Here is a 17,930-nt window from a genome sequence, read left to right on the forward strand (position 1 = left end):
CCTCATTTAGCGGACCGCCATGCCTAGAATCTTTCCGTCGACGGAATCTACGCCTCCGTCGCCCAAACTCACATCTCGTGAAAAAGATATCTTGCAACTGATAGCCGACGGCCATCGGCTGGAGGAGATCGGCCGTACGCTGGAGCTGCCCGAACCAGAAATCGAGCAGCTGATGAAGACGGTTGAGGAGAAACTGGGAGCAAGCAACCGGCTGCACGCAGTGACCATCGCCGTGCTGCATGGCCATATAGCCATAGGTCCGGAACAGCCAAGATAGGCCCCGCCGTATAGACCGACGCAGTACTGCGCCGGTCTGATGTTTGGTATCAGTCGATTTCAGCCCGCGTCAGCGTTTCCAGCGTCGGCATCGAGGTGATGTTGAAGCCGGAATCGACGTGATGGATTTCGCCCGTCACGCCTGCGGAAAGATCCGACAGAAGATACAGCGCCGAACTGCCGACATTATCGATCGTCACGGTCTTGCGCAGCGGCGCGTTGTGCTGGTTCCACGACAGGATGGCGCGGGCATCGGCAATACCGGCGCCTGCAAGCGTACGGATAGGGCCGGCCGAGATGGCGTTGACGCGGATCCCGCGCGGACCGTAATCGGCCGCCAGATAGCGCACCGATGCTTCGAGCGCTGCCTTTGCAACACCCATGACATTGTAGTTCGGGATCACGCGCGACGAGCCGTTATAGGTCAGCGTCAGCATGCTGCCGCCTTCGGTCATCAGCGTGGCAACCCGCTTGGCGATTTCGGTGAAGGAAAAACAGGAGATTACCATGGTCCGCGAAAAGTTATCGCGCGTGGTATTGGCATAGAGACCCTTGAGTTCGTTCTTGTCGGAAAAGCCAATGGCATGGACGACGAAATCGACGCTGCCCCAGCGGCTCTTCAGGGCATCGATAACGCTATCGACCGAGGCAATATCCTCTACATCGCAGGGCAGGATGAAGTCCGAACCGAGTTCGGCGGCGAGCGGCTTTACCCGCTTGCCCAGCGCATCACCCTGGAAGGTGAAGGCCAATTCCGCCCCCTGGGCAGCCAGCGCCTTCGCGATGCCCCAGGCGATGGAATGATTGTTCGCGACACCCATGATGAGTCCGCGCTTACCCTGCATTATTCCGGTCATTGATTTATCCGTTGTGGCGCTGGAACACGAGCGTAGCGTTGGTCCCGCCGAAGCCGAAGGAGTTGGAAAGCACGGTATCCATCCGGGCGTTGTCGATGCGCTTACGCACGATCGGAACGCCGTCAAATTCCGGGTCGAGTTCTGTGATGTGGGCGCTCTCGCCGATGAAGCGCTCCTGCATCATCAGGATCGAGTAGATCGACTCCTGGACGCCGGCTGCACCGAGCGAATGGCCGGTCTGCGACTTCGTGGATTGGATCGGCGGAATTTTGTCGCCGAACACTTCGCGGATCGCGCCGATTTCCTTGCTGTCGCCCACCGGCGTAGAGGTCCCGTGAGTGTTGATGTAGTCGACCTCGCCGTCCACCGTCTTCAGCGCCTGGCGCATGCAGCGAATGGCACCCTCGCCCGACGGTGCGACCATGTCGTAGCCATCCGAGGTGGCACCATATCCGGTGATCTCGCAGTAGATCTTGGCGCCGCGCGCCTTGGCATGCTCGAGTTCTTCGAGCACCAGCACACCGGCACCGCCGGCAATGACGAAGCCGTCCCGGCTGACGTCATAGGCGCGTGACGCGGTCGACGGGGTGTCGTTGTACTTTGACGACATCGCGCCCATGGCATCGAACAGGTTGGACATAGTCCAGTCGAGATCTTCGTGGCCGCCGGCAAACATCACGTCCTGCTTGCCCCACTGGATCATCTCCATCGCATTGCCGATGCAATGGGCGGAGGTCGAGCAGGCGGACGAGATCGAGTAGTTGACGCCGTGGATCTTGAACCAGGTGGCAAGGGTCGCCGACGCGGTCGATGACATCGCCTTCGGAACCGCGAACGGGCCGATGCGCTTCGGGCTGTTGTTCTTGATGGTGATGTCGGCCGCTTCGATCAGCGTGCGCGTCGAAGGCCCGCCGGAGCCCATGATGATGCCGGTGCGCTCGTTGCCACCGATGTCCGAATCCTCGAGGCCTGAATCAGCGATTGCCTGCTTCATGGCCACGTGGTTCCACGCACCGCCCTGCGACAGGAAGCGCATGGCGCGACGGTCGACCAGATCGGTCGGATCTAGCGACGGCTTGCCCCAGACGTGGCATCTGAAACCGTGCTCGGCAAAATCGGGCGAGAACGAGATGCCGGACTTGGTCTCGCGCAGCGCAGCAGTGACTTCGGCGGCATCGTTTCCGATGGAAGAGACAATACCAAGACCTGTGACAACAACCCGTCTCATGTGTTGGACCTTTTTGTTAGTGTCGAATTGCATGCAGTGGATAGAGGATCGCGCGCGTGAACGCCAATCACTCCGCCTTTTCCTTGGCCAACCCGACCCTGAGGTCGGTTGCCCGGTAGATTTCCTCGCCATCGGCCTTCATCCAGCCATCGGCGATGCCAAGCACCATGCGACCGCGCATAACGCGCTTGAAATCAATGCCGAATTGCAGAAGTTTCGTCGCCGGGCGGACCATGCCCTTGAACTTCACTTCACCGGTCGAAAGCGCCATGCCACGGCCCGGTTCTCCGAGCCAGCCGAGATAGAAGCCCGTCAACTGCCACATGCCGTCGAGACCGAGGCAGCCTGGCATGATCGGATTGCCGGCAAAATGGCACGGGAAATACCAGTCGTCCGGACGCACGTCGTATTCCGCGCGCACGTATCCCTTGTCGAAGGCACCACCAGTTTCCGAGATATCGGTAATGCGGTGAACCATCAGCATCGGCGGCAACGGCAATTGTGCGTTACCTGGGCCGAACAATTCGCCGCGACCGCAGCTCAGGATTTCCTCGTAGTTGAAGCTGGATGGTTTCGTCGTCATAAAAATCCGTTTCCCCCGCATGAATGCCTTTGGCGAGTGAGGTTAGTGTAAGATCGGCAGGAATTGAAGCTCTAGCATTGGCTTGTCCATTCCCGCCCACTGATCGGGCACGTTTCACCTTTATGTGGTGGTCGCATACAGGAAGCCCAAGGCTGCTGCCAGAGGCAAATGCTCTAAAAGCCGGACATTGCGGCTTTTTGCCCGTCAATGTCCCCACTCGAACTATTGAAAGCCGGGCAAGCAAAAGATATATGAAGCACTCAAGAATAGTCGACACGACGACTTTGGAGTCCGTTTGATGGCGTTTGCAGCCGAATTGCCGATCGAGACCAGACTGCGCATGGCGGGCCTGCGGCCGACCCGGCAGCGAGTCGCGCTGGGCGATCTGCTGTTTGCCAAGGGCGACCGTCACCTCACCGTCGAGGAACTGCACGAGGAAGCCGTCGCCGCAAAGGTGCCGGTGTCTCTGGCTACCGTTTACAATACGCTGCACCAGTTTACCGAGGCGGGCCTTATCCGCGTACTCGCCGTCGAGAGCGCCCGCACCTATTTCGACACCAACGTGTCGGACCATCACCACTTCTTCGTTGAAGGACACAACGAAGTCCTCGACATTCCAATCAGCAATCTTGTCATCGACAATCTTCCGGAGCCACCGGAAGGCATGGAAATCGCCCATGTCGACGTGGTCATCCGCCTGCGTCCGATCCAGCGCTAGCTGCCAGTCAATCCTTCTATAAGACATCGTCCGGATGACGTCCGGGCCTTGGGCGATAGCCGCGAAAAGTCCAACCGAACCACAAAGCTCCGCCGCGAACCCCGAACGCCGCGATCACCCCGAGCGCAGAGGCGGCATACAGCGGCATTGGCGTCGAATTGGCGGCAACAAAGACGCATGCGCCGATGAGCGCAGCCGTCACATAGATCTCCGGACGCAGCAGCACTGACGGCTCGTTGCTGATCATATCGCGCAGGATGCCGCCGAAGGTGGCCGTCAATGTGCCGGTGACGATGGCAACCGTCGGCGAACCCGTGGCTGCCAGGCCCTTGGCGGCGCCCATCACGCAATAGGCCGCCAGCCCGACGGCATCGAGCCAGATCAGCAGCTTGTATCGCGACTCTAGCAGATGCGCCGTGAAGAACACGACGACGCCGATGACGCAGCAGACGAGGATATAGGTCGGATTGAGCACCCAGAAGACCGGCAGCCTGCCGAGCACGATGTCGCGCAGCGTGCCACCGCCGATCCCTGTCACCGCCGCCAGAAACAGAAATCCGATCAGGTCGAGCTGCTTGCGTGATGCAGACAGGGCGCCGGTCGCGGCGAAGACGGCAACGCCTGCATAATCGAGGAACGACAGTAGCGACATGAATGGCCCCACGAACAGGTCTGCTGCAAATGCCGCAGTGGATCACGGCAGTCAGGGCCGCGCAAGGAGGAAGGACTAACTTGCAGCCCGGACTGCCACGCGCCTGTGTCGGAGCCCGTTATTGCGAGGTGATTTTGTGAGATTTTTGTTTCTGGCATTTTTGAATGTCATGGCGTTCGTGGTCATGCCCGCAGTCGCCAGCGCCCAGCAGGCGCTCCTGACCGATCCCGTCGCTTTCGAAAAGGAGCATTTCACCAAGCGTTGCGGCGCCGGCGTCACCTTTGGCGATGGATTTGCGACAGAGCAGGACATCAACAACGACAAGCGCGGCGATATCGTCATCAACGAAGGTGAAATCACCTGCAAGGGCGAAAAAGGCCCCGACTGCACCGATGAAGGTTGCCCGCACAACTTCTACATCCAGGTCGACACCGGCGGCTACCTGATGATCGCCACCGCGCAGATCTACAGCTACGACTTCATCATGCGGTTCGGCAACATGGTGCTTGTGATGAAGATGCATCCGCGTTTCTGCGACCGCACGGACACCGAACCATGCCAGATCACGGTGCGCGTGCGCGGTACCAAGTTCACGACGATCTTCAAGAAGTAGGCGCAGGCGCCATTGGCGTCTTCGAGGTCTCAGTCCGCGTGGCAGGGCCAGCCGGCCGGCTTTTTCAGGGCGGGCGGCAGCTTAGTCTTGTCGTCGCCGCAGGACAGATCGATCTGCGGCTGCAGCAGACCGCGCGCATTTGAGAGATCCAGACCTTCGATATCGGTCAGGAACATGAATGCCCTGTCGAAGTTTATCGGCCCCTCGACGCTGGCAGCATCGAAATGGGCACGCGATAGGTTGGCGAGGGTAAAATTCGTATCGCCCAGCACCACCTTGTCGAAGTTCGCCCGTCCGAGTTCCGCCTTCTGGAAGTCGGCCCCGGTCAGTTTCGCTCCGGAAAAATTGGCTCTCTGCAGTTCGGCACTGGCAAAAGACGCACCATCGGCCGACACCTTGGAAAAACCGCTGCGGTAGGCCTGGACCCGCGCAAAGTCCGCCTTCTTCATCGTCGAGCCGGTAAACCAGGCGCGCATAAGGTTGGCTTTTTCGAGCTGCGCCCCGTCCAGGTTCGAGTTCGGAAGCCCGGTGACAGACAGATCGGCGCCGGAAAGGTTGGCATCCTTGAGGTTGCTGCCGTCAAGCATGATATTCTTCTTGCTGCATTCGCTCCAATCGAGACCTGGCTCCGGCATGCTGTCGCAATCGGCAGCCCGGGCGCCCGGCGCGCAAGAAAACGCCAGCGAGGCAGCAAGTGCGAACATGGCAAGCGGCACGGGGTGGCGACGGCCTTTGCCGCCGATGGCTTGAGCCAAAGGCATCCCCTGTCTCAATGAAACTACCGGCGTATCAACAACCATGCCACACCCATGTCACCTGATTTCCAACGCTCCAGCCTCCGGCTTTTGCGCCTGTCTGTCGATCAGCCATCATCCTTGACGTCCGCTTCCGGACGGTCGCCGCCGCTGGCCGACTCGGTCTTCCAGCTTCCGTCCGCCGCCTGATAGGCGATCTCCGCATCCTGGCCGCCGATCTGCTGACGCTTTGCCGCGTCCTTGGCAGCTTTCAGGGCCTGCGCATGATCAGGGAATGTTTCAGACCATACGTCGCCCAGTCGATAACCCCAGCCTTCGTCGTGTTCGGCAACATGATACGTAACGTGCATGACATATTTTCCTAATTCCAGATGTCGCGCAGCTTAGCCTACTTTGCACGCCGGAAAGCTTAAATCCTTGCGGCTTGCCCGGTAGTCGTCTTCCACGCCTATCGGAAATAGGGCTTCAACGGCGACTGGACAATGTGGATGCTGCGATTGCATCCGGAAATTGTCGTCAGACCGGAGGGGCCCTATTCCACCATCAGCCCGTCAAACACTTCGAGCATGGCATCGGAGATCGCCTTGCCGAGCGCGCCGCCGGTGCGCTGCAAGGCTTCCTCGTCCATATCGCGGGCAGACAGCGCCAGCGCCGAGCCTTCATTGCGAACGATTTCCTGCGCCCGCTGGATAGCCCAGAGTGCGAATTCGCTGCGGCTGTTGATTTCGACGTTATCCATGACGGCTCCGGCTCAAGGCTGAACATAGTGCATTTTCAAGCGCCGGTGTCACGCCGGCAGGCCATCAGAATCACCACCAGCGGCTCGCGTGATCGAGATTGGCGTCCTGACGTTCCTGGACGGGACCCATCAACATCTTCAGCCGACCGATCTGCTTTTTGTCAAGAAGATCGCGGCGTGCAAATTCATGCATGTTCCAGATGTCGCGAAGGCTGGTATCGCGTGTGTCGGATCGTTTTAATGTCATGGAGCCCGACTACAAGACAATCTGGTCAAATGATAGGCGTCGCATGCCCAATCGTGGAGAAATACGCCTCCCCCCTGCCATCCCTAGCCGTTCACCTTTTGCGGAGGACGGTTGAATTCCACAGCCTGGCTATATCTACCAATAGACGAGCCCCGGCCCTGTCGCGCGGCAAAACCATTCCCAGCGAACGAAATTTGGAGCATCACCATGGCAACCCAATCCCCGGTCCAGACCGAAAAAACCGTTCCTGCCCCGCGCGACCAGCACCTGCGCGACATGGCCGATTGCATCCGTTTCCTGTCGATGGATGCGGTGCAGAAAGCAAAAAGCGGCCATCCGGGCATGCCGATGGGCATGGCCGATATCGCCACGGTGCTTTTTTCCGAGTTCATGAAGTTCGATGCAGCAGACCCGCACTGGTTTGACCGCGACCGTTTCCTGATCTCCAACGGCCATGGCTCGATGCTGCTCTACAGCCTCCTCTACCTGACCGGCGTCAAGGAAATGACCATCGACGAAATCAAGAACTTTCGCCAGATCGACAGCCGCACGCCAGGTCACCCCGAATACCACCATGCCCCCGGCATCGAGACCACCACAGGTCCGCTTGGCCAGGGTCTCGCCAATTCCGTGGGCCTGGCTTTTGCCGAACGCATCATGAATGCCAAATTCGGCGATGCCCTGGTCGACCACTTCACCTATGTATTCATGGGCGACGGTTGCCTGATGGAAGGCATCAGCCACGAGGCAATCTCGCTTGCCGGCCACCGCAAGCTAGGCCGCCTGATCGCGTTCTTCGACAACAATTCGATCACGATCGACGGTGCAGTCAACTTGTCCGAGTCCGATGATCAGGCAGCACGCTTCCGGGCGTCGAACTGGCATGTGCAGGAAATCGACGGTCACGACACCGATGCTATCCGCGCAGCAATCGTCGAAGCACAGAAGGTGACCGACAAGCCGTCGATGATCTCTTGCAAGACCGTCATCGGCTTCGGCTTCCCGACCAAGGCGGGCACCCAGAAGGCGCACAGCGATGCACCCGGCGAAGAAGAAATTGCCGGCGCGCGCCGTCTGCTGAAGTGGGATGCAGCACCTTTCGAAATCCCGCAGCCACTGCTGGATGCCTGGAGGGCGATCGGCGCCAAGGGGCGCGATGCTCGCATGGCCTGGGCCGACCGCGTCAAGGCAGCCCCCGATGGGCTGGGCGAAGATTTCGACCGCCGCATGAAAGGCGAGCTGCCGGCCGGCTGGAAGCAGGCAGTCACCGACGCCAAGACAGAGCTGCTTGGCAGCGACAAGGATCTCGCCACGCGACAGGCAAGCGGCATCGTCCTCAACCATCTGTTCGATGCAATTCCGGAGATGCTCGGCGGCTCGGCTGACCTGACACCATCCAACAACACCAAGGCGAAGAACCAGGTTGAAATCCCGGCCGGCCAGTTCGACGGCTCCTATGTCCACTACGGCGTTCGGGAGCACGGCATGGCTGCGGCGATGAACGGCATAGCCCTGCATGGCGGACTGGTGCCCTACGGCGGCACCTTCCTGACCTTCTCCGACTATTGCCGCCCGGCAATCCGCCTGGCAGCGATGATGGATATCCGCACCATCTTCGTCATGACCCACGATTCGATTGGCCTCGGCGAAGACGGTCCGACGCATCAGCCGGTCGAGCATCTGAGCGCGCTGCGTGCCATCCCGAAGCTTGCTGTCTACCGTCCGGGCGATCCGATCGAAACGGCCGAATGCTGGGAGGCGATTCTCGACGCACCGCGCCAGGCAGCGCTGATTGCCCTGTCACGCCAGCCGATGCCTCTGCTACGCCGCGATCCCGGCACGGAAAACCTCTCGGCCAAGGGCGGCTACGTGCTGCTGGAGGCTGAGGGCGGTCCCCGCAAGCTGACGATTTTTGCGACGGGATCCGAACTGCATCTGGCCGTCGAAGCGCGCGACCTACTGCAGGCCGAGGGTATTCCGACCGCCGTCGTCTCCATGCCCTGCAAGCTGCTGTTCGAAGCCCAGGATGCCGCCTACAAGGCATCGGTGCTCGGCGAGACGCGCGCACGCGTTGCGGTCGAGGCTGCCGTGCAGGATAGCTGGGACAGGTATCTCGGTCTCGACGGTCGTTTCGTCGGCATGCACGACTTCGGCGCATCCGGCAAAATCGAGGATGTCTACCGCAAGTTCGATATCAACACCGAAGCCGTCGCCCGCGCCGGCCGCGACGTGGTTGCTGCCCTCGCTGCTTGAACCGCTGAAGAAAACTCCCAATCTCCCGAATAGAAAATGCCGCCCGGTGAGGCGGCATTTTCGTTGAGGAATTAAGTCTGTCGTCTCTCGACCATATTACCGAAGTCAGAGGTATGGCGAATACGTCCCACCCGCCTCGTAGGCTGGCCGGCGAGATGCTGCCGCGGCATTGCTTTCCCGGCGCTCGGCCATGCGCATCGACTGCTGGAACAGATCGTCCAGGCGAACGCGCTCCGTGGCCATCGCCGCGAAAGCGCGATCAAATCTCGCGATCAGATGGCGATGTTTTTTCATTGCCGCCTGCAGCTCTTGCTCGCTCATCCTTTCCTCCGCTGGAAGCGGACGCATGGTCATTCGCTGGCCGATATCGTCCTGGAATGAAGCGAGAGTCAGCCCGACCTTGCGCAGCTGCTGGCGGGTGGTTGCCGAGGATTCCGTTGCGATCAGCAGACGCACCGCGCTGACAAGCAATTGTTTGCGGAACGGGAGATCGTCGATGTCGACGACGTCGAGCCCCAGATCCGCCAGCTTTAGATAGCGCAGATACTGGTCTACCAGATCGCGCGCCTCTCGCAACGTGTCTGCATCTGACTGCTTGCTGGAATTGGCGCGAAAATTCTGTCTCTGCTGGGTGGGGTTCATCTGGTCCACCATCCTTGTCGACAGCGTAAACGTGATGTGAACCATAATGTTTCACGCAATGACGGTCATTTGATCGTTGCTGTTTTGCGGGCATTTCTGAGCCCGAATATTTCTCGCCCGGACGCCGCGAATGCCCGCTTGTAAACGGGTTCACGTCCCCCGACCTATCGCTTGATCAAACGGAAATCCGAGCTATCCCAGAGGGTTGACGTGCACTTTGCGTCAGTCTTGGAGGGCTTGCTGGCAAACTCCCCATACCGTTGGGCCCACGCAATTAGTTCAATTTCGGCTTGGAACAACTCAACAGCGAACTGGTTGTGAGAGGGCAACAAACAAAACAAGACAGACGAGGAAACCCCGATGAAGAAGATTTTGCTGACGTCGATTGCTGCCCTGATGACGACTTCGGTTGCCTTTGCGCAGAGCCAGACACCGACAACCTCGCAGGATACACCGGCAGTCGCCACGCCTGAAACCACCAACGCCGGTGCACCGGTCCAGGGCAAGAACAGCTTCACGGAATCGCAGGCGAAGTCGCGCATCGAAGCGGCCGGCTTTGCAGATGTCGCCGACCTCAAGCTCGACGACCAGGGCATCTGGCGTGCCAGCGCAAATAAGGATGCCAAGCCAGTTCAGGTGTCGCTCGATTACCAGGGCAACGTCGTCCAGGCAAAGTAATCCCGTCCTCAACAATAATAACATTCGGAAGGAAACCACCATGAGAACTGTCACAGGTCTGTTCGACAACTATGATGATGCAAAGACTGCGGTTGGCCAGCTCGAAAGCGCCGGTATTGCATCGAAGAACATCAGCATCGTTTCCAACACTGCCGACGGGCGCAAGGTTGAGGATCAGGGTAACAATGCAGCTGAAGGCGCCGGAACCGGCGTTGGCATTGGCGCAGTTGCCGGTGGTGCCGGCGGATTGCTCGCAGGCCTCGGCATGCTTGCCATCCCAGGCGTCGGCCCGGTTGTCGCAGCCGGTTGGCTTGTCGCCACGCTGACGGGCGCCGTTGCGGGTGCAGTGGTAGGCGGTGCGGCCGGCGGTGTCGTTGGCGCCCTCATCAGTTCCGGCGTGCCGGAAAAAGACGCCCATGTCTACGCTGAAGGTGTCCGCCGTGGCGGCACTCTGGTCACCGCGCAGGTCGAAGAGGACGAAGCCGTTTCAGCTGAAGCGATCCTTGACCGCTCCAAGCGTGTAAACCTGACGGACCGTCGCACGGCCTATACCGCCGAGGGCTGGAACCGCTTCGACGACACGCTCGACCCCTATTCGCAGTCGGAAATCGATGCCGAGCGCAATCGCTACGGTACTAACAATCCCCGCATTTGATCGTCTTATCATCCAAAGGAAAGCCGGCCCCCGTGGCCGGCTTTCGTGGTTTTCGGGCATCGGGCTATTTTGAGAAAATAGGGAACGATGTCGCGAGGTCTAGGTTGAGCTTGGACCTACCCCCGACCGGAGAACCCAGATGGCTAGAAAACCAACCCAGACCTTTGTCTCTGACAAGGTGACAATTCATGACCAGACGCTGCAGCGCGGTAACGGTGGCGAGCTTCACCAGTATGCCGAAGGCGATACGCCTGTTCTGACAACGTCCCAGGGCGGCCCCGTCTCGGATGACCAGAACACTCTCAAGGTCGGAGCGCGCGGCCCGGCACTGATCGACGACTTTCATTTCCGCGAAAAAATCTTCCATTTCGACCACGAGCGCATCCCTGAACGCGTCGTCCACGCGCGCGGCTATGGTGCCCACGGCTATTTCGAAACCTATGAGTCGCTGGCCGACTACACGCGAGCCGACCTGTTCCAGCGGCCTGGCGAAAAGACACCGGCTTTCGTGCGTTTTTCGACGGTTGCCGGCAGCAAGGGCTCGTTTGACCTTGCCCGCGACGTGCGCGGCTTTGCCGTCAAGATCTATACCAAGGAGGGCAACTGGGATCTGGTTGGCAACAACATCCCGGTGTTCTTCATCCAAGACGCCATCAAGTTTCCCGACGTCATCCACGCCGTCAAGCCCGAGCCTGACAAGGGCTTCCCACAGGCGCAGTCGGCCCACGACAATTTCTGGGACTTCATCAGCCTGACGCCTGAAAGCATGCACATGATCATGTGGGTGATGTCCGACCGTGGCCTTCCCCGTTCCTTCCGGTTCATGGAAGGGTTCGGCGTCCACACCTTCCGCTTCGTCAACGCCGAAAACAAATCGACCTTCGTCAAGTTCCATTGGAAGCCGAAACTCGGCCTGCAATCGGTCGCCTGGAACGAAGCGGTCAAGATCAACGGCGCCGATCCGGATTTCCACCGCCGCGATCTCTACCAGGCCATCCAGTCCGGCAACTTCCCTGAGTGGGAACTGCAGGTGCAGCTCTTCGACCAGGACTTTGCCGATAAATTCGACTTCGATGTGCTCGATGCGACGAAGCTCATCCCGGAAGAGATCCTGAAGCCGGTACCCGTCGGCCGCCTTGTGCTGGACCGGATGCCCGACAACTTCTTTGCCGAGACCGAACAGGTCGCCTTCATGACCCAGAACGTGCCGCCCGGTATCGATTTCAGCAACGATCCGCTGCTGCAGGGCCGCAACTTCTCTTATCTCGATACGCAGCTGAAGCGCCTGGGTGGCCCGAACTTCGCTCATATCCCGATCAATGCGCCGAAATGTCCGTTCAACAATTTCCAGCAGGACGGCCACATGGCGATGCACAACCCAAAGGGTCGTGCCAACTACCAGCCGAATTCCTGGGGTGAAGGTGCGCGGGAATCGCCGACCTCGGGCTATCGTCACTTTGCGTCCGAGGAGCAGGGCCAGAAGGTTCGGCTGCGTCCGGAAAGCTTTGCCGACCATTACAGCCAGGCGCGGCAGTTCTACATCAGCCAGACGCCGCCCGAGCAGCGCCATATCGTGGCGGCCATCACCTTCGAACTCAGCAAGGTCATGACGCCGGTCATCCGCGAGCGGGTCGTCTCGCACCTCTTCAATATCGACGAGACACTGGCATCGACGGTTGCCCGCAAGCTCGGTCTGCAGACGATGCCGAAGCCGGCCGATGCCGCTGTCGCGACACGCCAGGACCTCGAAGAGTTGCCCTCGCTCAGCATTGCCAGAAAGGGCCCGATGCGCTTCGAGGGTCGCAAGCTGGGGATTCTTGTGACCGACGGCGTCGATGCCGCCATGGTCAAGGCAGTCGTTGCCGCAGTGGTCGATGCCAAGGCAGACTTCGAGGTGATCGCGCCGAAGGTTGGCGGTGTCACCGCATCCGATGGCAAGTGGCTGGCCGCGCATCAGATGATCGATGGCGGACCATCTGTTCTCTATGATGCCGTCATGCTGTTGACCTCACCGGAAGGCACGGAAGAGCTGGTACGGGAAGCAACGGCACGCGACTTCGTGGCCGATGCCTTCTCTCACTGCAAATACATTGGCTATGTCGATGCAGCTCTTCCGTTGATGCAGAAGGCCGGCATCGCCGATGCGCTCGACGAAGGCACGATCAGTCTCTCCGGAACCGGGGATCTGACCGGCTTCTTCGAGGAAATCGGCAAGCTCCGCGTCTGGGGCCGCGAGCCTTCCGTCAAGTTGCCGTAAGGCTTCGGGATCGTTTCAAGATAGGCCACGCAGCCATTTCAAGGCTGCGTGGCCTTTTTATTTTCCGCAATGGATATTGCAATGGGCACGATTGTTACGAAAAAAGCCCTATTTCGTCGTACCTATCCATATTAGTCAGATTTTCCGAACCGTCCGTTTCGTTTTCCGCCCTTCAATAACCCACGCCCCGATCACACATGACGCCTGCAAGCGCCATGACCAGCCTCACCCGCTGGTTTGCGGTCGGCCTTGCATCAAAGCGACCTTAAGCGCTGGGAGATATTGATATGGCATGTTGTGATTTTTTCGAGCAGCCCCACCGGGACGAACCTGCAGGCAATCGCGAAAAGGATTATCGCGAACACGTTGCCGCGCACAAGCTTTCGTTCGGCGAGATTGTCGTGGTCGTCGCAGCCGTCGTGATGCTGGCGGGAATGGGCTTCGTACACCGTGACCCCTCGCCTGAGCCCCGGATCACCGGGTCGATTTCGGCCTCCGGCGCCTCACCGGCGAGTGGCTTCACCCGCTGCGACGACGACAACCATTATCTCTCGCAAAGATGCGAACGTTGAAGCCCGTACGGTCAAGTCGGATCGAGCGTGCCGAACACGGCTACCAGCCCGATAGCGGCAACACCCAGCAGGATCTCGACCAAGCTAGCCCGCCGGATTGACCGCAACGCGGCGTCCGGGTTTTCAGCGATCGCCGGAACGAACACATAGCGGTTGACGATAGCAAGACATGTCATCATGCCGACAGCAGCGATCTTCATCGTCAGGATCAGCAGGTATGGCGATGACCAGTCAGTTGGCCAGCGGCCGAGCGTCATGATGGAATTGACGATCCCCGTCGCCAACACCAGAAAGACGGCGCCGTGTCCGACGTTCGAAAAACGCCGCAGCGCAACTTGCGCCGCGGTATGATATTCGGGCACCGCAAGCATCCTCAGCACGACCACAAACGGGATCAATGCTCCTAGCCATGCCCCGCCGGCGAGAAGGTGGACGATATCGTTGAGCCGATGGGCAATCCGGAGCAGGCCATCTTCCATGGAGGCATGCCCGGTCAGGGCCAGCCCCGCGAGGCCAAGCGCTGACGCAAGGGCCACGGTCCCCATTCGCCTGTCAGCGCGGCGGATGAAGGCCAGCATTAGAAGTAACCCTGCCACCGCCTGCGCCTGAAAGAAAAGAGCGAACGGACTTGCGACGAGGACGGCATACACTGTTGCCCCGTCCACGGCATCGGGCCACCCATTACCCAGAGCTGCTGCCTGTAACGGTAATGCTGCCACTGTCGTCAGAACCGCCACCCCGGCTGCAGCCAGCGGAAAGACGCCGAGCCGCCGCAGCATCTGGGCGGCCAGCGAGGGTGGCATGAGAAACGCGACGAAAGCAGCCGTACCCCACAACAGCAACAGGGCGCTGTCATGCAGAAAGCGGCAGATTTGGATCGCTGTCGATGGTTCGATCAAGGCTTGACGGTGAAAGTGAAGGAGCCGCTGGTCTTGTGCCCATCGCTGGACAGCACATGCCATTCGACGGTGTAGGGTCCAGCCGTAAGCGGACCGGCGACAGGCACGGTCAGACCCTTGTCTTCATCGCTAAGGCTCGCGTCCCCTGTTTTCACCGCAGCCTTTTCCGGCCCGATCAGCTTGATGCCCGAAAATTTGAGATTTAGGCTTTCGGTGAACGTCATCGTCACCGCCGAAGGCGCCGATGCAACGGTACTCTTATCCGCCGGCAGCGAAGTCTTGAGATGGGCATGCGCCGACGCCTGGCCAGCGACGCCGAGCGTGCAGAGAAACAGGAGAGCTGAAGCGACGCTACGATTGGTCATGACGACTCCTTGCGACAGATGAAACAACGCTCACGGAACGTGAAGGTGCAGCTAGTCGGTCCGGAAAACCAAAACTGCACGAAAAGCCGGTAGGAGCGTCAAAAGCCCCTGTCAATCGAATGATATCGTTGCGCTCCCCATGGTGACGCTTTGCCGCAAGCCCTTGCACCAAGGGCGCAGATGGAGGATTGCAGGTGATATACCCAAGGCTGCAAAGAAAGTGGCGGTCATTTGAGGGCCAAGCGAGTAGCATGTCAGCGAACCGGCGCCGCGATGGCGAATAACCCAGGACCGTGAAGGCATTTTATGGCAGGCAATGGAATGCAGGAAAGTCAGCGTCGACGTGAGTTTCGCGATATAGCAGGAGTACCCACTTACGCGATCGGCGATATACACGGTCGCTACGATCTGCTGACCGCCATCGAGGCATTGATCACCGCCGACGCAGCGCAATTTCCCGGGCGCAAGCTGATGATTACGCTCGGCGACTACATTGATCGTGGCCCGGATTCGGCCAGGGTCGTCAGCCATCTCATGACCCCGGCGCCGGAGGGTTTCGACCGCATCTGCCTCACCGGCAACCATGAAACAGCGATGCTGGCATATGTCGACGGCGAGATCACCTTGACGCAGTGGCTGGCCATGGGCGCCGAGGCCACGCTTCTATCTTACGGGCTGGATAGCAATCACCTGGCGCGGCAATATCCTTCGCCCAAGAAGCTCGACGACTTTATCCGCGCCTCGCTGCCTGCGGATCACATCGCATTTCTGAGAGACCTGCCGATCATGCTGGACACCCCGAGCGTGCTTTTCGTTCACGCCGGCATAGATCCGCACTTGTCCATAGCCGACCAGACCGATCAGGATCTCGTCTTCATCCGAGGGCGCTTCCTGAAAAGCCGCACGCCACTTCCAAAGCTCGTCGTGCATGGCCACACACAGGTGAAATCGCCTGAAGCGCGTGGTCGTCGCCTCAATCTCGATACCGGCGCATTTCACTCCGGAAGTTTGTCGGTGGCACGATTTTACGAGGGCACGGTCAACGTCATGTCGACCTGAGCGTTGTTAATGGCCCAACGGACCAGGCTGGTTGAAAGGCGTGGACGGCAAATGGGAGATCTTGTCGTCGCGAAGGCTTTCGGCGCTGTTGATGAGATCGGTGGCGCCGCTGGCCGCTGCGCGCTTCGCCTGCTTCCACACAAGATAGCCAATGCACAGAAAATAGCCGAGTTGCAGCAAGATAGCCGCAGCAATTGATTCCAGTACGGTTATGACGAGAGATCCGGTCATGCAATAAGTCACGATTGCAAAGACGATGATCGTAACGAACATGCCCGCGAACACGCGTGGCGCACTCATGAATGTCACCTTGAAGTAAATTTCGTTGATAAGCCGACCGAATACATCGCTGCAGTTCTTCCCGCTCCCGGAAAATGAATATATTTTAGAAAGCGGTATAATTCAATCACATGCTGTTCTTCAGTCGCGGATTTATGATGCCCTGCGATCATGAATTTTTGGTGTAGCCCAAGCATTTTTACGCCGATCGACACGACGTTAAGTTGCATCAATATTAACGGCGAATGAAGTCGCTCGAATTAATATTCGTCATTTTCCTGCCATTTTCTAAACCTCAACTCTCGCAGCAGACAGGCACCAATCGCGGTCACATTGGCGTGCAAAAGTCACCTTCAATCAAATATTATTACAAAGTGACGATGCCGATGGCGCAAGAGTGCGTCGCAACAAAATAGATGCATTGCAGCAAAAACGATTAGAATTTGAAACGATTGAAAGGCGGCAGACAATATATCTTGCGATTATGCGGATGGCGACAACGTATATATTTCCGACTTTTACGCGCTTTTTGGGATAAATTTTGTATAATGTCATTATAAAAGCAATTTTAGCAAAAAATTAAGCAACTTTTCTAAGCATAAAAACCGAAAATTTGCGCTTGAAAATTTCTATACTATCGACAAACGCCACGATTTTTCACGTCGCCACACGTGTTACAAAAATTTGGCTTAAAAAAACCATGTCCTGCGATATACTCTTGAACATGGAGCCCTATCTACCCTCCCCTGACGTATCCGACCAATCGCCAACAAAAGTGGAGCAATCTATGAAGTATGCGACGAGATCGGCCGATCCGGCTTTTTTCAACGCCGCAAGTTCCGGCACTCATCCACCGACAGGCGGTATTCTGAAGCGGGGATTCGACCTCGCGCTGGCATCGATGGCCCTGCTGTTTCTCAGCCCGGTTTTCCTGATGCTGGTTGCATTGGTCAAGTTTACGAACAAGGGCCCTGCGCTTTACGGGCATTCTCGTATCGGCCACAACGGTCGCACATTTAAGTGCCTGAAGTTCCGCACGATGGTCGTCGATGGCGATCAGGTGCTGCGCAAGCATCTCGACGCCAACCCAAAAGCGCGCGAAGAATGGCTGGCAACCCGCAAGCTCCAGGACGATCCTAGGGTTACGCCTGTCGGCGCGGTGCTCCGCAAGCTCAGCCTCGACGAATTGCCGCAGCTGCTGAACATCATCCGTGGTGAAATGAGCATTGTTGGTCCACGTCCCGTCGTGGAAGACGAATTGATGCTCTATGAAAGCTCTGCAGTCTACTATCTGAAGGCTCGTCCGGGTCTGACAGGTCTCTGGCAGGTCAGCGGGCGCAACGATGTGTCCTACGCAGAACGTGTTGGTCTCGACACGCACTATGTGAAGAACTGGTCTCTCTTGAGCGACGTGACAATCATCGCCAAGACGATCCCGGCTGTATGCCTCTCCCGCGGCAGCTACTGATCGACCTCTGCAATTGAAAATGCCGGCATGGCGATTTGCCGGCATTTTCTGTGTCTGAGGGCTAAGCCCCACGACCAACCTCTTCGTCCAGTGCCCTCGAGAGGTATCCCCGGCAGTGTCTCTGCGCTATAGCGG

General features: G+C 58.6%; 22 protein-coding genes. 10 read left to right on the forward strand and 12 right to left on the reverse strand.

Going from position 1 to position 17,930, the window contains the following annotated elements:
* Positions 1 to 19: 19 nt before the first annotated feature.
* A complete protein-coding gene (locus tag EQW76_RS23095) occupies positions 20 to 277 on the forward strand; it encodes a helix-turn-helix transcriptional regulator (RefSeq protein WP_142831517.1) in 258 nt (85 codons plus the stop codon).
* A 49-nt stretch (positions 278 to 326) separates the two neighbouring features.
* Here EQW76_RS23095 and fabI read toward each other — a convergent pair whose 3' ends face one another.
* From fabI to fabA, 3 genes are all read right to left on the reverse strand, one after another.
* A complete protein-coding gene (fabI, locus tag EQW76_RS23100; RefSeq protein ID WP_142831518.1) occupies positions 327 to 1,133 on the reverse strand; it encodes an enoyl-ACP reductase FabI in 807 nt (268 codons plus the stop codon).
* Positions 1,134 to 1,137: 4 nt separating this feature from the next.
* Entirely contained in the window at positions 1,138 to 2,361 is a 1,224-nt protein-coding gene (gene fabB, locus EQW76_RS23105; protein WP_142831519.1) for a beta-ketoacyl-ACP synthase I, read from the reverse strand.
* Positions 2,362 to 2,428: 67 nt separating this feature from the next.
* Positions 2,429 to 2,944 carry a 3-hydroxyacyl-[acyl-carrier-protein] dehydratase FabA gene (gene fabA, locus EQW76_RS23110; RefSeq protein WP_111220855.1) on the reverse strand — a complete coding sequence of 172 codons (516 nt, stop codon included), beginning with the start codon at positions 2,942 to 2,944 and terminating at the stop codon, positions 2,429 to 2,431.
* Between the two features lie 298 nt (positions 2,945 to 3,242).
* Between fabA and irrA the strand changes: the two genes are divergently transcribed.
* Positions 3,243 to 3,662, forward strand: coding sequence for an iron response transcriptional regulator IrrA (irrA, locus tag EQW76_RS23115; RefSeq protein WP_111220854.1), 420 nt, complete (start codon positions 3,243 to 3,245; stop codon positions 3,660 to 3,662).
* Between the two features lie 16 nt (positions 3,663 to 3,678).
* Here the strand turns inward: irrA and EQW76_RS23120 are convergent, their stop codons facing one another.
* Positions 3,679 to 4,314: a trimeric intracellular cation channel family protein gene (locus EQW76_RS23120; protein ID WP_142831520.1), complete on the reverse strand. Its 636-nt coding sequence runs from the start codon at positions 4,312 to 4,314 to the stop codon at positions 3,679 to 3,681.
* 136 nt (positions 4,315 to 4,450) lie between these two features.
* Here EQW76_RS23120 and EQW76_RS23125 point away from each other — a divergent pair, with 136 nt between their 5' ends.
* Positions 4,451 to 4,927 carry a hypothetical protein gene (locus tag EQW76_RS23125; protein ID WP_142831521.1) on the forward strand — a complete coding sequence of 159 codons (477 nt, stop codon included), beginning with the start codon at positions 4,451 to 4,453 and terminating at the stop codon, positions 4,925 to 4,927.
* A 29-nt stretch (positions 4,928 to 4,956) separates the two neighbouring features.
* Here EQW76_RS23125 and EQW76_RS23130 read toward each other — a convergent pair whose 3' ends face one another.
* From EQW76_RS23130 to EQW76_RS29085, 4 genes are all read right to left on the reverse strand, one after another.
* Positions 4,957 to 5,631: a pentapeptide repeat-containing protein gene (locus tag EQW76_RS23130; protein ID WP_142831566.1), complete on the reverse strand. Its 675-nt coding sequence runs from the start codon at positions 5,629 to 5,631 to the stop codon at positions 4,957 to 4,959.
* Positions 5,632 to 5,789: 158 nt separating this feature from the next.
* Positions 5,790 to 6,032 carry a DUF2188 domain-containing protein gene (locus EQW76_RS23135; protein ID WP_111220850.1) on the reverse strand — a complete coding sequence of 81 codons (243 nt, stop codon included), beginning with the start codon at positions 6,030 to 6,032 and terminating at the stop codon, positions 5,790 to 5,792.
* A gap of 182 nt (positions 6,033 to 6,214) precedes the next feature.
* Complete coding sequence (locus tag EQW76_RS23140) at positions 6,215 to 6,421, reverse strand: hypothetical protein (protein WP_111220849.1); 207 nt, start codon at positions 6,419 to 6,421, stop codon at positions 6,215 to 6,217.
* A 70-nt stretch (positions 6,422 to 6,491) separates the two neighbouring features.
* Complete coding sequence (locus EQW76_RS29085; protein ID WP_153816513.1) at positions 6,492 to 6,668, reverse strand: hypothetical protein; 177 nt, start codon at positions 6,666 to 6,668, stop codon at positions 6,492 to 6,494.
* 207 nt (positions 6,669 to 6,875) lie between these two features.
* Between EQW76_RS29085 and tkt the strand changes: the two genes are divergently transcribed.
* Positions 6,876 to 8,921 carry a transketolase gene (tkt, locus tag EQW76_RS23145; protein WP_142831522.1) on the forward strand — a complete coding sequence of 682 codons (2,046 nt, stop codon included), beginning with the start codon at positions 6,876 to 6,878 and terminating at the stop codon, positions 8,919 to 8,921.
* A 105-nt stretch (positions 8,922 to 9,026) separates the two neighbouring features.
* On the opposite strand, the gene EQW76_RS23150 is transcribed toward tkt, so the two are convergent.
* On the reverse strand, positions 9,027 to 9,608 hold the full coding sequence (locus EQW76_RS23150) for a hypothetical protein (RefSeq protein ID WP_142831523.1): 582 nt from the start codon (positions 9,606 to 9,608) through the stop codon (positions 9,027 to 9,029).
* Between the two features lie 315 nt (positions 9,609 to 9,923).
* On the opposite strand from EQW76_RS23150, the gene EQW76_RS23155 reads away from it, so the two are divergent.
* The 4 genes from EQW76_RS23155 to EQW76_RS23170 all read left to right on the forward strand — a co-directional run bounded on the left by EQW76_RS23155 (position 9,924) and on the right by EQW76_RS23170 (position 13,725).
* Positions 9,924 to 10,241 (forward strand): PepSY domain-containing protein, encoded by a 318-nt coding sequence (locus tag EQW76_RS23155; protein ID WP_142831524.1) that lies wholly within the window; start codon positions 9,924 to 9,926, stop codon positions 10,239 to 10,241.
* 40 nt (positions 10,242 to 10,281) lie between these two features.
* Positions 10,282 to 10,896 (forward strand): general stress protein, encoded by a 615-nt coding sequence (locus EQW76_RS23160; protein ID WP_142831525.1) that lies wholly within the window; start codon positions 10,282 to 10,284, stop codon positions 10,894 to 10,896.
* Positions 10,897 to 11,035: 139 nt separating this feature from the next.
* On the forward strand, positions 11,036 to 13,153 hold the full coding sequence (locus tag EQW76_RS23165; protein WP_142831526.1) for a catalase: 2,118 nt from the start codon (positions 11,036 to 11,038) through the stop codon (positions 13,151 to 13,153).
* Positions 13,154 to 13,440: 287 nt separating this feature from the next.
* On the forward strand, positions 13,441 to 13,725 hold the full coding sequence (locus EQW76_RS23170) for a hypothetical protein (RefSeq protein WP_143123264.1): 285 nt from the start codon (positions 13,441 to 13,443) through the stop codon (positions 13,723 to 13,725).
* Between the two features lie 11 nt (positions 13,726 to 13,736).
* On the opposite strand, the gene copD is transcribed toward EQW76_RS23170, so the two are convergent.
* Positions 13,737 to 14,624 carry a copper homeostasis membrane protein CopD gene (gene copD, locus EQW76_RS23175; protein WP_142831528.1) on the reverse strand — a complete coding sequence of 296 codons (888 nt, stop codon included), beginning with the start codon at positions 14,622 to 14,624 and terminating at the stop codon, positions 13,737 to 13,739.
* Positions 14,621 to 14,989, reverse strand: coding sequence for a copper homeostasis periplasmic binding protein CopC (copC, locus tag EQW76_RS23180; RefSeq protein ID WP_142831529.1), 369 nt, complete (start codon positions 14,987 to 14,989; stop codon positions 14,621 to 14,623). The genes copD and copC overlap by 4 nt, the downstream gene beginning before the upstream one ends.
* Positions 14,990 to 15,295: 306 nt before the next feature.
* Here copC and EQW76_RS23185 point away from each other — a divergent pair, with 306 nt between their 5' ends.
* Entirely contained in the window at positions 15,296 to 16,048 is a 753-nt protein-coding gene (locus EQW76_RS23185; RefSeq protein WP_224129433.1) for a metallophosphoesterase family protein, read from the forward strand.
* Positions 16,049 to 16,054: 6 nt separating this feature from the next.
* Here EQW76_RS23185 and EQW76_RS23190 read toward each other — a convergent pair whose 3' ends face one another.
* Positions 16,055 to 16,348, reverse strand: a complete 294-nt coding sequence (locus EQW76_RS23190; RefSeq protein WP_142831531.1) for an exopolysaccharide production repressor protein — start codon at positions 16,346 to 16,348, stop codon at positions 16,055 to 16,057.
* Positions 16,349 to 17,114: 766 nt separating this feature from the next.
* Between EQW76_RS23190 and EQW76_RS23195 the strand changes: the two genes are divergently transcribed.
* Positions 17,115 to 17,795, forward strand: coding sequence for a sugar transferase (locus tag EQW76_RS23195; RefSeq protein ID WP_142831532.1), 681 nt, complete (start codon positions 17,115 to 17,117; stop codon positions 17,793 to 17,795).
* The last annotated feature ends 135 nt before the right edge of the window (positions 17,796 to 17,930 follow it).

It is taken from the genome of Rhizobium sp. rho-13.1 (genome assembly GCF_007000305.1).
Lineage (GTDB): Bacteria > Pseudomonadota > Alphaproteobacteria > Rhizobiales > Rhizobiaceae > Rhizobium > Rhizobium rhododendri.